The organism is Pseudomonas fluorescens (genome assembly GCF_902498065.1).
Taxonomy (GTDB): domain Bacteria; phylum Pseudomonadota; class Gammaproteobacteria; order Pseudomonadales; family Pseudomonadaceae; genus Aquipseudomonas; species Aquipseudomonas fluorescens_BJ.
Map to the genome: position 1 here is coordinate 13,181 of NZ_CABVIR010000011.1, position 13,431 is coordinate 26,611.

At 59.5% G+C, this 13,431-nt stretch carries 12 protein-coding genes; 7 read left to right on the plus strand and 5 right to left on the minus strand.

The features are described 5' to 3' along the window. Positions 1-71: 71 nt before the first annotated feature. Positions 72-785: a UTRA domain-containing protein gene (locus tag F8N43_RS27635; protein WP_150632234.1), complete on the plus strand. Its 714-nt coding sequence runs from the start codon at positions 72-74 to the stop codon at positions 783-785. Positions 786-815: 30 nt separating this feature from the next. Here the strand turns inward: F8N43_RS27635 and F8N43_RS27640 are convergent, their stop codons facing one another. Beyond that, on the minus strand, positions 816-1,583 hold the full coding sequence (locus F8N43_RS27640) for a DODA-type extradiol aromatic ring-opening family dioxygenase (RefSeq protein ID WP_150635969.1): 768 nt from the start codon (positions 1,581-1,583) through the stop codon (positions 816-818). A gap of 102 nt (positions 1,584-1,685) precedes the next feature. Between F8N43_RS27640 and F8N43_RS27645 the strand changes: the two genes are divergently transcribed. Continuing rightward, positions 1,686-2,342: a thiopurine S-methyltransferase gene (locus F8N43_RS27645; protein ID WP_150632232.1), complete on the plus strand. Its 657-nt coding sequence runs from the start codon at positions 1,686-1,688 to the stop codon at positions 2,340-2,342. 140 nt (positions 2,343-2,482) lie between these two features. Here the strand turns inward: F8N43_RS27645 and htpX are convergent, their stop codons facing one another. Further along, a complete protein-coding gene (htpX, locus tag F8N43_RS27650) occupies positions 2,483-3,370 on the minus strand; it encodes a protease HtpX (protein ID WP_008030365.1) in 888 nt (295 codons plus the stop codon). 318 nt (positions 3,371-3,688) lie between these two features. Beyond that, positions 3,689-4,900, minus strand: a complete 1,212-nt coding sequence (locus F8N43_RS27655) for a pyridoxal phosphate-dependent aminotransferase (RefSeq protein WP_150636425.1) — start codon at positions 4,898-4,900, stop codon at positions 3,689-3,691. Between the two features lie 226 nt (positions 4,901-5,126). Here F8N43_RS27655 and msrB point away from each other — a divergent pair, with 226 nt between their 5' ends. From msrB to F8N43_RS27670, 3 genes are all read left to right on the plus strand, one after another. Then, positions 5,127-5,522: a peptide-methionine (R)-S-oxide reductase MsrB gene (gene msrB, locus F8N43_RS27660; protein ID WP_150632231.1), complete on the plus strand. Its 396-nt coding sequence runs from the start codon at positions 5,127-5,129 to the stop codon at positions 5,520-5,522. Between the two features lie 141 nt (positions 5,523-5,663). Next, entirely contained in the window at positions 5,664-6,149 is a 486-nt protein-coding gene (locus F8N43_RS27665; protein ID WP_150635967.1) for a glutathione peroxidase, read from the plus strand. Continuing rightward, positions 6,146-6,607, plus strand: coding sequence for a MarR family winged helix-turn-helix transcriptional regulator (locus F8N43_RS27670; protein ID WP_150632229.1), 462 nt, complete (start codon positions 6,146-6,148; stop codon positions 6,605-6,607). The genes F8N43_RS27665 and F8N43_RS27670 overlap by 4 nt, the downstream gene beginning before the upstream one ends. On the opposite strand, the gene F8N43_RS27675 is transcribed toward F8N43_RS27670, so the two are convergent. Next, complete coding sequence (locus F8N43_RS27675; RefSeq protein WP_150632228.1) at positions 6,591-8,912, minus strand: response regulator; 2,322 nt, start codon at positions 8,910-8,912, stop codon at positions 6,591-6,593. The two genes, F8N43_RS27670 and F8N43_RS27675, sit on opposite strands and share 17 nt — an antisense overlap. A gap of 165 nt (positions 8,913-9,077) precedes the next feature. On the opposite strand from F8N43_RS27675, the gene F8N43_RS27680 reads away from it, so the two are divergent. Further along, the gene (locus F8N43_RS27680) at positions 9,078-9,968 is read left to right on the plus strand and encodes an ATP-binding protein (protein WP_150632227.1); all 891 of its coding nucleotides are present in this window, start codon (positions 9,078-9,080) and stop codon (positions 9,966-9,968) included. After that, positions 9,965-10,447, plus strand: a complete 483-nt coding sequence (locus F8N43_RS27685; RefSeq protein ID WP_150632226.1) for a GAF domain-containing protein — start codon at positions 9,965-9,967, stop codon at positions 10,445-10,447. The genes F8N43_RS27680 and F8N43_RS27685 overlap by 4 nt, the downstream gene beginning before the upstream one ends. Here the strand turns inward: F8N43_RS27685 and F8N43_RS27690 are convergent, their stop codons facing one another. Continuing rightward, the gene (locus F8N43_RS27690; protein WP_150654635.1) at positions 10,448-13,390 is read right to left on the minus strand and encodes an HD domain-containing phosphohydrolase; all 2,943 of its coding nucleotides are present in this window, start codon (positions 13,388-13,390) and stop codon (positions 10,448-10,450) included. Between the last annotated feature and the right edge of the window lie 41 nt (positions 13,391-13,431).

Sequence of the window (13,431 nt, forward strand, 5' to 3'; positions counted from 1 at the left end):
GTTGACGGAGCCGTTTCAAAGGACGGTTTCGCTCCGAAACAGTGCTGGTCTAGTCCAGATAGGTAACGTTGATGCGCATCGAGACAACCAAAGCGGTGACAGCCATCGGGCAGGTTCTTCAGGAGCAGCTCGACCACGGCCTGTTGGCACCCGGCAGCAAGTTGCCGGCGGAGCGCAAGCTCAGTGAGTTGTTTGGTACCACGCGCATTACCGTGCGTGAAGCGTTGCTTCAGTTGGAAGCCCAAGGGCAGATTTATCGCGAAGAGCGGCGGGGCTGGTTCGTGTCGCCACCGCGCCTGGCTTACAACCTGATGCAACGCAGCCACTTCCACGCGATGGTCAGCGCTCAGGGGCGGGTGCCGTCCACGGAGGTGATTTCGGCACGCTTGCAACCGGCGTCGGCGGCGGTCTGTGCCTGGTTGCAGTTGCCGGCGTTGTCGAGCGTGATTCAGATCTGCCGCGCTCGGCGAATTGACGAGCGGCTGGTGTTGTATGTGGAGCACTACCTCAATCCGCAGTATTTCCCGGGGATTCTCGAGTTTGATCTGAATCAGTCGATCACCGAGCTGTACGCGCGGCATTACGATTTGCACTACGGGCGGGTGCGTTTCGAGATCGTGCCGACAGCGTTGTCGGTGGATGCGTCGGCGGCGTTACGGGTGTCGGTCGGGAGCCCGGGATTGCGCATTGCCCGGGTCAATTACGATCAGCATGAGCGGCTGATCGATTGTGACCTGGAGTTCTGGCGACATGATGCGATTCATGTCGGCGTTGATGTGGTCTGAGTCGGGCGGCCGCAGGTCTCGGTTTTTTCATCAGCCGAAGCGATAAATGTCCATGCCCAGGGCGCCCATGGTGAATCCCTGGTGAATGATGCTGAATGACCCGCCGGCACCGCGGGCAAAGTACAACGGCAACAAATGTTCATCGCTCGGGTGGTTGCGCACGGCGTTCGGTGCTTGCTGACGATAGTCGTGGAGGGCGGCTTCGTCGTTGGCTTCAAGTTTCTCGATCATCCAGTCGCGAAACACCTTCGCCCACGGTTCGACGCTTTCCGGGCCAGCGTGCCAGTCCAGTTCGCGCAGGTTGTGGGTGATGCTGCCCGAGCCAATCAACAGCACACCGTGTTCGCGCAAGCTTCCAAGGGCTTGGCCGACGCGGGTTTGCAGCGCAGGACCGCCGTGTGTGGGCAGCGAGACTTGCACCACCGGGATATCGGCCTGCGGATACATCAACGACAACGGCACCCAGACGCCATGGTCGAAAGGCCGTTTGCTGTCGATGCGGGCGGGCAGGTCACTGCGCTTGAGCAACTCGACAACCTCTGTCGCCAATTGTGGATCGCCGGGCGCAGGGTATTGCACCTCGAACAACGCTTTTGGAAAGCCGCCGAAGTCATGCCAGGTTTCAGGCTGTGGGTTGCCGCTGACCAGCAATTCATTACTTTCCCAATGCGCGGAAACAATCACGATGGCCCGGGGCTTCGGCAATGCAGCCGCCAGGCGTGCGAGGGCCGGCCCGCTGGCGCCGGGTTCCAGTGCCAGCATCGGTGAGCCATGAGAGATGTAAAGGCTGGGAAACATGAATGAGCTCCTGAGAGTAAGATGGCCCTATCTTCAGTCAGATCATTGATCTAAATCTAATATAAGTTTTAGGGTGTTTTGATCGAATTTTCGGGGTTATTTATGCAGCCGGAGTTTTGGCACAAGCGGTGGACGTCGAATCAGATCGGCTTTCATCTGCCGGAAGTGAATCCATATTTGCAACGGTACTGGCCTCAGTTGGGCCTGGAGGAAGGGGCGCGCGTACTGGTGCCGTTATGTGGGAAAAGCCTGGATTTGCTATGGCTGGCGAAATGCGGTCACGAAGTGTTGGGTGTCGAGTTGTCGGAAAAAGCAGTGGAAGACTTTTTCCACGAGCACCAATTTGACCCGGATGTCAGCGATCAAGGGCCTTTTACGGTGTATCGGGCGGGTTCGATCGAGATCTGGTGTGGTGATTTCTTCGCCTTGACTGCCGGGGATGTTGCCGATTGCAGCGCTTTGTACGACCGCGCAGCGTTGATTGCCTTGCCACCGAAGATGCGAGAGCAATATGCGGCTCACCTGATCCGGATTCTGCCGAAAGACTCTTTGGGGCTTTTGATCACGCTGGATTACGACCAGGCGCAAAAAGACGGGCCGCCGTTTGCCGTGCTTGATGATGAAGTGCAACGGTTGTTCGGCGCGGTGTGGTCGCTGAAGATTCTGGAAGACCAGGATGTCCTGGGTGAGAGCTGGAAGTTTATCGAGAGCGGCGTAACGCGACTTGAGGAGCGGGTTTATCGGGTTTCCAGCCGATAAACGTGTGTTGTTTGTACTGACCTCATCGCGGGCTTGGTCCGGGCGGCGTTCCGACGATGAGGTCAGAGTAAGCACCACACAATTCAGACAGACAAAAAAGGCCCGCATCGCTGCGGGCCTTTTCTTTAGTGCGGAACCTCTCAGCCCCGACGACGCAACGCGTCGATGCGCTCTTCCAGCGGCGGGTGGCTCATGAACATGCGGGCGAACCCCTGTTTGATGCCACCGTTGATGCCGAAAGCGTTCAGGGTATCGGGCATGTGCACCGGCAGCCCTTGTTCAGCACGCAGGCGTTGCAGGGCGCCAATCATCGCGTTGGTGCCTGCCAGGCGTGCACCGGCTTCATCGGCACGGAACTCGCGTTTGCGCGAGAACCACATGACGATGGAGCTGGCCAGGATACCCAGCACCAGTTCGGCGAAAATGGTCGCGATGTAGTAGGCGATGCCCTGGCCTTCTTCGTTCTTGAAGATCACTTTGTCGACAAAGTTGCCGATGATCCGCGCGAAGAACATGACGAAGGTGTTCACCACGCCCTGGATCAGCGCGAGAGTCACCATGTCGCCATTGGCCACGTGGCCGATTTCGTGGGCCAGAACGGCTTTTACTTCATCCGGCGAGAATCGCTCGAGCAAGCCCTGGCTGACCGCGACCAGCGCGTCGTTCTTGTTCCAGCCAGTGGCGAAGGCGTTCGCCTCGTAGGCCGGGAAAATCCCGACTTCCGGCATCTTGATCCCGGCTTCGCGAGACAGTTGCTCGACCGTTTGCAGCAGCCATTGCTCGTGACGTGTGCGCGGCTGGGTAATGATCTGGGTGCTGGTGCTCATCTTCGCCATCCACTTGGAGATGAACAGCGAGAACAGGGAACCGGCGAAACCAAAGACCGCACAGAAAATCAGCAGCTGATTGAGGTTGAGGTCAACCCCATTGGCCGCCATGAACCCGTTGAAGCCGAAAAGGCTCAGGGTGATGCTGGCAATCAGCACGACCGCCAGGTTAGTGGCCAAAAACAGCAGGATGCGCATCATGGTTGTAGAAATCTCCTTTTGCTAAAGATGTAGCGTACTGCGGGGTATATAAGGTGCTGCAACGGGCTATTCAACCGGGTGACTATTTCAAACTGTGTCCTACAGCAACAGTCTAGCCGCTTGAAGGGCATTTCCGACGTGGGAGGGGGAAGTGTTTGTCAGCCGATTCGCCTCGCAGCCCCCGTCATTGTTGGACGCGGTCGCAAAGCTTGCTACCGGTCAGCGATTGCAGTGAGGATGCCCGGCGAGGCTTAAAGATATGTTGCTGAATTAATCCTCGTGCGACTTTCGCAGAAAAGTCGCACGGGGCCAGACCGATTACTGGCGATAGGATTTGAGGAAGTTGCCGATTCGTCCGATGGCCATGTCCAGGTCGTCGACGCGCGGCAGGGTCACGACGCGGAAGTGGTCCGGCCATGGCCAGTTGAACGCGGTGCCTTGAACCACCAGCAGCTTTTCCGACAACAGCAGGTCGAGCACGAATTTTTCGTCGTTGTGGATCGGGCAGACTTTCGGGTCGATGCGCGGGAACGCATACAGTGCACCCATCGGCTTGACGCAGCTCACACCGGGAATGTCATTGAGCAATTCCCAGGTACGGTTGCGTTGTTCCAGCAGGCGACCTTGCGGCAGTATCAGATCGTTGATGCTCTGATAACCGCCGAGGGCCGTCTGGATCGCGTGCTGGCTCGGCACGTTGGCACACAGGCGCATGTTGGCCAGCATGTCGATGCCTTCGATGTAGCTTTGCGCATGGTGTTTCGGCCCGGAAATAGCAATCCAGCCGGAACGGAAACCGGCCACGCGATAGGACTTGGACAGGCCGTTGAAGGTCAGGCACAGCAGGTCCGGGGCCAGGGATGCGGTGCAGATGTGCACGGCATCGTCGTAAAGAATTTTGTCGTAGATCTCGTCGGAAAACACCACCAGGTTGTGCTGGCGGGCCAGTTCCAGCATGCCCAGCAGGACTTCTTTCGAATACACCGCGCCGGTCGGGTTGTTCGGGTTGATGATCACCAGTGCTTTGGTATTCGGGGTGATCTTGGCCTTGATGTCGGCCAGGTCCGGCCACCAGTTGGCCTGCTCATCGCACAGGTAATGCACCGGATTGCCGCCCGACAGGCTCACGGCAGCGGTCCACAGCGGATAGTCGGGAGCCGGGACCAACACTTCGTCGCCGTTGTTGAGCAGCGCTTGCATCGACATCACGATCAGCTCGGAAACGCCATTGCCCAGGTAAATGTCTTCAATGCCGACGCCTTCTACCTGCTTTTGCTGGTAGTACTGCATGACGGCCTTACGCGCACTGAACAGGCCTTTGGAATCGCTGTATCCCTGAGCGGTCGGCAGGTTGCGGATCACGTCCTGGAGGATTTCATCCGGCGCTTCGAAACCAAAAGGCGCCGGGTTGCCGATGTTCAGCTTGAGGATGCGATGGCCTTCCTCCTCCAGGCGTTTGGCGTGCTTGAGCACTGGGCCGCGAATGTCGTAGCAGACGTTGGCGAGCTTGTTCGATTTGCTGACCTGCATGGCGATGTGTTCCCGAAAATGAACGATCCAGGCGGTGTAAGAACTACCGTACTGGGAATCCTGCGTATTCACACAGGCCTGACGCCTTGAGAGGCAGCACCCATAAATCCGTTTGAATGCGCGTGGTCTGGCTGCCAGACTGGCGTTTGACGAGGCGCAATCATACGTGCCGTCCGATCCGTGGAAAAGGTACAGATCGGGCTTTTTCAGCTGCTGAGGTGTGATGATGGAAAAGTTGGAAAAAACCCTGGAAGAATGGCGGGCGATGCTTGATCCGGAGCAATACAACGTTTGCCGCCTCAAGGGCACCGAACGGCCGTTCTCCGGCAAGTACAACGACAGCAAGGTCGACGGTGTTTACCACTGTATCTGCTGCAAAGAGCCGCTGTTCGACTCAAAAACAAAGTTTGATTCCGGCTGCGGCTGGCCGAGTTTCTATGCGCCGATCGGCGACAACGCCATGACCGAGATTCGAGATGTCAGCCACGGCATGATCCGCACCGAAGTGGTCTGCGCCAAATGCGATGCGCACCTGGGGCATGTGTTCCCGGATGGCCCGCCGCCCACTGGCCTGCGGTATTGCATCAACTCGGTGTGCCTGGACCTGGTGCCACGCGAGTAAAATCACCTCGATCCTCTGCAGGAGCCGGCAAGCCGGCTCCTGCAATTTGTGCTGCGTGATGAAAGATCGATTAATTAAATTGCACGCAATTCAATTGCTCGCTATGTTTGCCTCATCTTCTTTCATTCCAGAGTCCAAATCATGAGCGACAACCTGCTGAGCATCCCTTGCACCACCATCAAGGGTGAGCAAAAGACCCTGGCGGATTACGCCGGTAAAGCCGTTTTGGTGGTCAACACCGCGAGTAAATGCGGTTTCACCCCGCAGTACAAAGGCCTGGAAGAACTGTGGCAGACCTACAAGGATCAAGGGCTGGTGGTGCTCGGCTTCCCGTGCAACCAGTTCGGCAAGCAGGAGCCGGGCAATGAAGGCGCGATTTCCGAGTTCTGTGAACTGAACTTCGGTGTCAGCTTTCCGTTGTTCAAAAAGATCGACGTCAACGGTGCCGGCGCCCATCCGCTGTTCGTGCAGCTGAAAAAACGTGCGCCGGGTGTTCTGGGGTCTCAGGGCATCAAATGGAACTTCACCAAGTTTCTGATCGGCAAGGACGGCCAATTGGTCAAGCGCTTCGCACCGGCGACCAAACCGCAGGACCTGAGCCGCGAGATCGAAGCCCTGCTCAAATGAACACCTTGTCCGTCGATTCCCTGAAGCTCGACAGTCAGCTCTGCTTCAAGCTGTACGCCGCCTCCCGAGCGGTGATCCGCGCTTACAAGCCGATGCTCGATCAACTCGGCCTGACGTACCCGCAATACTTGGCGATGCTGGTCTTGTGGGAGTGGCAGGAGGCGGCACCGGAGCAGCCGACGGTCAAGGCGTTGGGCCAGCGCCTGGCGCTGGATTCCGGCACGTTGACGCCGCTGCTCAAGCGTCTTGAGCAACTGCAACTGGTGCAGCGCCAGCGTTCAGCGCGGGATGAGCGTGAAGTGCACCTGAGCCTGTCGCCAACGGGCAAGGCGTTGCGCGATCAGGTCGGTCCGCTCAAGGCCCGACTGTTGTGTGACAGCGGTGTCGATCTGGATCGCTTGAGTGATCTGCGCGAGGGGCTTGATCACTTGTTGGGGCAGATCAAGGCACTGTCGTAGCAGGCATCCATACGTCCAGCAGGGCGGCCAGTTCTTCCCGACGGAAAGGTTTGGCCAGGTAATCGCTCATGCCCGCCGCACGGCAGCGTTCGCGTTCTTCGGACATGGCGTTGGCGGTCAGGGCGACGATGGGCAATTGCGGCCAGCGCCCGCTGCGACGGATTTGCCGACTGGCTTCGTAGCCGTCCATCACCGGCATGTTGCAGTCCATCAGCACCAGATCGAACTCGCTTTGCTCCAGCTGATCCAGGGCCTCGCCGCCGTGAGCGGCGACAGTCACCTCGCAGCCGAGTTTTCCGAGCATGCCCTTGGCCACCAATTGATTGACCGGATTGTCCTCCACCAACAGCACCCGTCCGCGCCGCTGGGGAGTGAGCGCCTCCAGTCGTGCATCATTGATGGTGTTGATTTCCGGCTGCAACACTCGCCGCAGTGTCTGGTACAACGCATTGCGCGCCAGTGGTCGGGCCTGTTGTTGTAACGGCGCCAGGGCGCTGGCCTGTTCGCTGGGCATGAAACTGCCGTAAGCGGTCACCAGCAGAATCGGTGCGGCACACAGCGGGCGCAGGTGAAACAGGCATTCCGGACAATCGGTGATGACCACGTCGGGCTTCAGGCCGCTCATCGCGTCATCGATCGAACGCTGCTGATAGTCGAGCCCCCAACCCGGTAACAGATTCTTCAACAGTTCCGCGAGGCCGCTGGTGGCGGCGGTGATGGCGATCACCCTGCCGCGCAACGTGGCCGGGGCGAAGGCGCGGGTGTGGCACGGCAGCGGCAGATCGGCGCAGAACTGGCTGCCGAAACCCGCTTCCGAGCTGATGGTGAGGCGCCCCTGCATGGCTTCGCACAGGTTGTAAGTCAGCGCCAGCCCCAGCCCGGTGCCGCCAAATTGACGGGTAATGCCGGCACCGGCCTGGGTGAACGGCTGGAAAATCTTGACCTGAGCGTCCTGGGCGATGCCGATGCCGGTGTCGCAGACTTCGATTCTGACGCCGTCTTCAAACGTCGACAGACGCACATCGACCCGACCGAAGCGGGTGAATTTGAGGGCGTTGGACAACAGGTTGCTGACGATCTGCCGGACCCGGGTCGGGTCACCGAGCACGAGCGCGGGGAATGTCGGTTCGATCAGGCACGTCAGTTCAACGCTTGGTGCCGCGTTCTGCGACAGCAGGTTGGCGGTGTCCTCGATCAGCGAACCGAGGTCGAACGGAATGTGTTCGAGTTCGAGCTGACCGGCGTCGAATTTCGACAGATCGAGAATATCGTTGAGCAACTCCACCAGCACTTTGCCCGAGTCGTGGGCGATGGACAGCTGTTGCTGTTGCTCGGCATTGAGCGGGCCGTCGAGGGACAGCGCGATCATCCCCAGCAAACCATTGAGGGGCGTGCGGATCTCGTGGCTCATGTTGGCGAGGAATACCGAGCGGGCCTCGGCCATGTCCAGGGCGGTGCTGCGCGCGACTTCCAGTTCCTGGTTCGACTGGCTGAGCCGGTTGTTGATCGCCTTGAGTTCGGCGGTGCGGGCCGACACGATGTTTTCCAGTTGCCCGAGGTAATCGGTCAGACGGTTTTCGGCGTTGCGCCGCTGCTGGATTTCGGTGGCAATGTTCTCGAACTGCTGATTGGCAACCTTGACCAGCACGCCGATCTCATCGTTTTCATGCCCGCTCGGGTACTCCAGCCAGGTCGGTTCGACGCTGCGCGGATCGCGGCTGCTGAGTTCGCGGATAACCCGCACCAGCGGTTTGGTCAGCATGACGTAGAACAGCGCCAGCAGGATGCCGGTCAGAATCAGGCTGCGGGCAAAGCCATTGAGCAAGGTCACTTCGGCCCGTCGCAGGAAGCGGTTGCCGAAAGAATAGGTATCGACCTCCAGGCGCAAGGTGCCGAGGGATTCGTTCGGCAAGTGATCCAGATACAGCCGGTCTTCGAATGCTCGGGCGGCACCGAACAGGAAGTCGCTGATGACGCGATAGCCGCTCTGCGATGGCGGGCGCTTGACACTGGCCAGCACCGTACCGTTGTTGTCGGTCAGTTGCGCAGCGATGATCGCTGGCGAGCGCAGCAGGCCCAGGGTCAGTTCCTGGGCGAGTTCGGCGTCGATGTTGTAGGCAATGCGCGAAGCGGGGTTATGGCTGATTTCCAGCAGGGACACTATTTCACGGTTGATGGAGGCGTCTTCACTGGCATAATCGATGCCTATTTGCAGCAGGCTGAGCAGCGTGCCCAGAATGAAACCGACCAGCACGGTAAGCCGGGCTTGCTTGTAGGACAGCCGGTTGGTGAACTTGATATCCATGGGGTGTCGAACCACTTCCGTTTCCCTTCGCTGCTCAAGCATAGTCGATCATGCATGGATACCGATGTTCTCGCGAGCCCTTGTGCACGGGATGAACAGGTCACTGGATGCTGAATTTCGTTGCTGTAACGCCATCATTACTGTGAACGTGCCCGAGGAGAAGACGTGGATTCCCGATTGAATGCTTTTCTTGAACGCGCCGATGCCGTTCTGGCCCGTATCGAACCGCTCTTGCCCGCACCTCGGCAAGCCATCGACTGGACGCATTGCCTGGCCGCGCGCTGGCAGCGTGAAGGTCGCAGCGGTTTTCTGCTGCCCCTGCAGGTCAGCCTCGACACGCGGTTGTCCGACCTGATCGGTGTGGACCGCCAGGTTGAGCAACTGGGGCGGAACACTCAACAATTTCTCGACGGCATGCCGGCCAACCACGCGTTGCTCTGGGGCTCGCGTGGCACCGGTAAATCGTCGCTGGTACGCGCGTTGCTGTCCGAACACGCCAGGGCTGGTCTGCGACTGATCGAGATCGAACGCGATCACCTGGCCGATTTGCCGCGGGTGGTCGAGCAAATCGCCAAGCTGCCCCAGCGTTTTGTGCTGTTCTGCGATGACCTGTCGTTCGAAGCGGGCGAGGGCGACTATCGCGTGCTCAAGAGCGTGCTCGACGGCTCCCTCGAACAGGCGCCGGACAACGTCTTGCTGTACGCCACTTCCAACCGTCGCCACCTGGTGCCGGAAAAGGAAAGCGATAACGAAAACTGGAAAAGAGTCGACGGCGAACTGCATCCCAGCGAGGCCGTGGAAGACAAGATCGCGCTGTCGGACCGTTTCGGCCTGTGGTTGTCGTTCTATCCGTTTACCCAGGAACACTTCCTCAATGTGGTCGAGCACTGGATCGGTCAACTGGCCGACAAGGCCGGCCTGAAGTGGCAGCGTGACGAGGAGCTGGACATCCTCGCGGTGCGCTGGGCCACGGGCCGGGGCAATCGCAACGGACGTTGCGCCTATCAATTTGCCCGCTACTGGGTCGGGCTGAAGCTGTTGGAGCACAAGGCATGATCGATTTACAACAAAGCGGCCAAGGCCTCGAAGGCTACGGCATGCTGCACGCGCAGCTGGAGTCCTTGCTGGCGGACGAACGGGATTTCATCGCCAACGCCGCGCAGTTTTCGGCGTTCCTGTACAACCAGCTCGATGACTTGAACTGGGCCGGTTTCTACCTCAATCGCAACGAAGAGCTGGTGCTGGGGCCGTTCCAGGGGCAGATCGCCTGCGTGCGCATTCCGTTTGGACGCGGCGTGTGCGGGACTGCGGCGGCGACGTTGCAGACTCAACTGGTCGAAGACGTGCACGCCTTTGCCGGGCACATCGCCTGCGACAGCGCGTCGAACAGCGAGCTGGTCGTGCCGCTGGTCAAGGACGGCCGCCTGATCGGCGTGCTGGACCTCGACAGCCCGAAACTGGCGCGCTTCACTGAATATGATCAAGCCGGGATTGAAAAACTGGCGGCCATCTTCCTGCGTCTGACCGACTGCTGATCACGCCCGCAAGCCTGCCTTGGCCAGCAGGCCCGGCGGGTCTACGGCATCGATCTGTTGTGGATCGAGAAATCGCTCGGCGTATTGCTGGTAGATTTCGGCGTTGATGAACAGCCCGAACAGTTCCGGGTCGATGTGGGCGTCACGGCACAGGGTGGCCATGATGCCCAGCGCTTCGCTCAACGACTTGGCTTTCTTGTAGGGACGATCGGCGGCGGTCAGCGCTTCGAAAATATCGGCAATCGCCATCATCCGCGCCGGCAGACTCATTTCCTCGCGCTTCAACTGTTTGGGATAACCGGTGCCGTCCATTTTTTCATGGTGGCCGCCGGCGATTTCCGCAACATTGTTGAGGTGGCCGGGGAATGGCAGGTGGCTGAGCATCTTGATCGTTTGCACCATGTGGTGGTTGATGATGTAACGCTCCTCGGGCGTCAGCGTGCCTCGGGCAATGCTCAGGTTGTAGAGCTCGCCCCGGTTGTACTTGTAGCGGGGTACATCGAGCTTGAACCCCCAGGGATTGTCTTCGGGAATCAGCTCGCCTTCGGCGCGTTCGAACAGATGCTCCGGTTTGTCCGCCAGCAGCGGCTCGCTCACGGGCAAGGGCGGCGCCGATGTTCGCGCCTGACGCCGGTTCTCTTCCCAGGAAACGCCCAGGCGGTCATCGAGGGTTCGGGTCCAGGTGCGCTGGGCCAGGTTGCGCAAGCGTTGCAGGTCGGACTCGGCCATCGCCTCTCCGCCCAGGTTGCAGCGGGCAACAAACGCGAAATCATCGTCCAGCGCCGCCAGGGTGGCATTGCGCAATTGCGCCAGAGGCTGCTCGTCTCCGCCCAGGGCAATGGCTTGCCAGTAATTGATCCAGGCATCGCGCTTGAGCACTTCAAAGCGGGTGCGGATCTCGTGGATGCGGTCGTTCAGGGTTTCCAGCTTGGTGGCTTTGTCGACCACGTATTCCGGCGTGGTGACCTTGCCGCAGTCGTGTAGCCAGGCGGCAATGTGCAGGGCCTCCCACTCGTCCTCGGTCGGTTGATAAGCGCTGAAGGCTGGGGCCTGACTGGCAGCGGCAGCCTGGGCGAGCATCAACGTCAGCGCCGGGACTCGCTGGCAGTGACCGCCGGTGTAGGGGCTTTTCGCGTCTATTGCGCCGGCCAGCAATTGAATGAAGGCGTCCAGCAGTTGCTTCTGTTTGGCTTGCAGGCGCTGACTTTCAATACTCACGGCGGCGGCGCCGGACACGGCTTGAAGGAACGCGATGCGGTCCGGACGAAGCTTCTCCAGATCACTTTGATCGCCACTGTCCGTCAACAGCAGGATCAGCAGGCCCACGGTTTCGTTATGGCGATTGTGCAGGCGGATACCGATCAGATGCACCCGTGGGCACTCCATCGCCAGCAACACGTTCTGCAAATCCCCCGCCTGCTCGAAACCAAACGTGGTGACCACATTGTCGGCATGCGACAGCTGCTGTAGCCAGGCAGGGCTCTGTGGATCCTGGAGTTCGTGGCCGCGAATGTCGAACGAAGGTAATGCCTGTGAAATATCGTTGATGACCAGGCCATGAGGCTCCATGCGATCGCCGTCATTTTCCCGCAGATAGATCAGACCCGCCTGGGCCTGGCCGATCTTTACGGTTTCGAACAACACCCTTTCCAGCAAGGGCGCAAATCGGGTTTCGGCGCTCAGGCTGTCCGAGATCTGGAAAAAACTCGCCAGGGTGTCTTTCATGCGCGCCATCGACACGCTCAATTGATCGACTTCGAGTACCGGAGAGCGACGGGAAGCCGGAAAATTGAAATCGAAACTACGAATCGCATCGGCTTCCTGCACCAGCGCACGCAGAGGTTTGACCAGAATCCTGGAGGTCAGCCAGCCTAATGGCAGGCACAGTAGCAACGTGGCCAGCGTAATCAGCGCGCCTTGCCAACGGATGCGGTAGGCATCGGCGAGCAATTCGTCTTCCGGCACCAGCAGCGCCAATTGCAGTCCCTGCGGACCACCTTCCTGCAGGCTGCTACGGGCAACGATCCACTGCCGACCGGCGGTTGTCAGCCGTTTGCCTGTTGGCGGATTGTTCAACAATGCGCCGAGGCCGGGACTCAGGTCGGCGGCCTTGCTCAGGCGTGCGGTCTGATCATCGACGATCAGTTTGCTGCTATCGGGATAAGCGATGGCATTGCCCTGGGCATCGAACAGCACTATTTCGGTACTGGGGGTTACAACGTGCTTGGCCAGCGTCGCGGACAGTTCCGCCAGGGTCAGGTCGGCGCCCATGACGGCGTGCTCGCCGCTGCGCCGGGCAAGGGTGGTACCGACATTGTGGGTGGAGAAAAAGAGGTAGGGCTCGGTGGTGATCTGATCATTGTCGCCGCGAGCGCTGGAGAACCAGGCGCGAGTACGCGGATCGTAGGTGTCGTCGGGGTGGTCCTGACGGCTGATGAGGTTCAGGTCCTGATCGAAAAACAATGATTGGGAATGCGCCGGGCCGTCATTTTTTTCGATGCTCCAGACTTGATAAGCTGCGGTCTCCGGGGCTTCAAGCAGCGTTTTCAGGGCGGCGGTTCGCAGGGGGCGAACCATGAAGAAGTCACCGTTGTCGTAGCCCAGATACAGCGAGGCCAGGTCAGGATTGTCCTTGAGCGACTGGCTGAATGGCTTGAGCAATGCCAGGCGCTGCTCCAGGTCGGGCGCATGCACCGCCGGGTTGTACACCAACAGGCTCAACAGATGGCGAATGGGCTCATAGGTGGCGCGCAGGTCCAGGCGGACATCCTGCTCGATGCGCTCGAAGAGCTTCTCACTGCTGGAAAGAATGACCTGCGTGGTTTGTCGATAGTTGAAAATGCCCAGCACCACGCCAGTCAGCAGCAACAGGAGGGTGAACATCACGCTGATATGGACGTGCAGGGGGAACCGCCGTTGATCCGGGCGCAGTGGGCTGGGCATTGCGGGGTCTCTCCATGATGTTTAACACACTGCTCAGCGAT

What these genes read in the sequence shown, in the direction of transcription:
- F8N43_RS27635 (WP_150632234.1), top strand. Translation starts at nt 72, where the DNA reads ATGCGCATCGAGACAACCAAAGCGGTGACAGCCATCGGGCAGGTTCTT.
- F8N43_RS27675 (WP_150632228.1), bottom strand. Translation starts at nt 8,912, where the DNA reads ATGGATATCAAGTTCACCAACCGGCTGTCCTACAAGCAAGCCCGGCTT.
- htpX (WP_008030365.1), bottom strand. Translation starts at nt 3,370, where the DNA reads ATGATGCGCATCCTGCTGTTTTTGGCCACTAACCTGGCGGTCGTGCTG.
- F8N43_RS27685 (WP_150632226.1), top strand. Translation starts at nt 9,965, where the DNA reads ATGATCGATTTACAACAAAGCGGCCAAGGCCTCGAAGGCTACGGCATG.
- F8N43_RS27640 (WP_150635969.1), bottom strand. Translation starts at nt 1,583, where the DNA reads ATGTTTCCCAGCCTTTACATCTCTCATGGCTCACCGATGCTGGCACTG.
- msrB (WP_150632231.1), top strand. Translation starts at nt 5,127, where the DNA reads ATGGAAAAGTTGGAAAAAACCCTGGAAGAATGGCGGGCGATGCTTGAT.
- F8N43_RS27645 (WP_150632232.1), top strand. Translation starts at nt 1,686, where the DNA reads ATGCAGCCGGAGTTTTGGCACAAGCGGTGGACGTCGAATCAGATCGGC.
- F8N43_RS27665 (WP_150635967.1), top strand. Translation starts at nt 5,664, where the DNA reads ATGAGCGACAACCTGCTGAGCATCCCTTGCACCACCATCAAGGGTGAG.
- F8N43_RS27670 (WP_150632229.1), top strand. Translation starts at nt 6,146, where the DNA reads ATGAACACCTTGTCCGTCGATTCCCTGAAGCTCGACAGTCAGCTCTGC.
- F8N43_RS27690 (WP_150654635.1), bottom strand. Translation starts at nt 13,390, where the DNA reads ATGCCCAGCCCACTGCGCCCGGATCAACGGCGGTTCCCCCTGCACGTC.
- F8N43_RS27655 (WP_150636425.1), bottom strand. Translation starts at nt 4,900, where the DNA reads ATGCAGGTCAGCAAATCGAACAAGCTCGCCAACGTCTGCTACGACATT.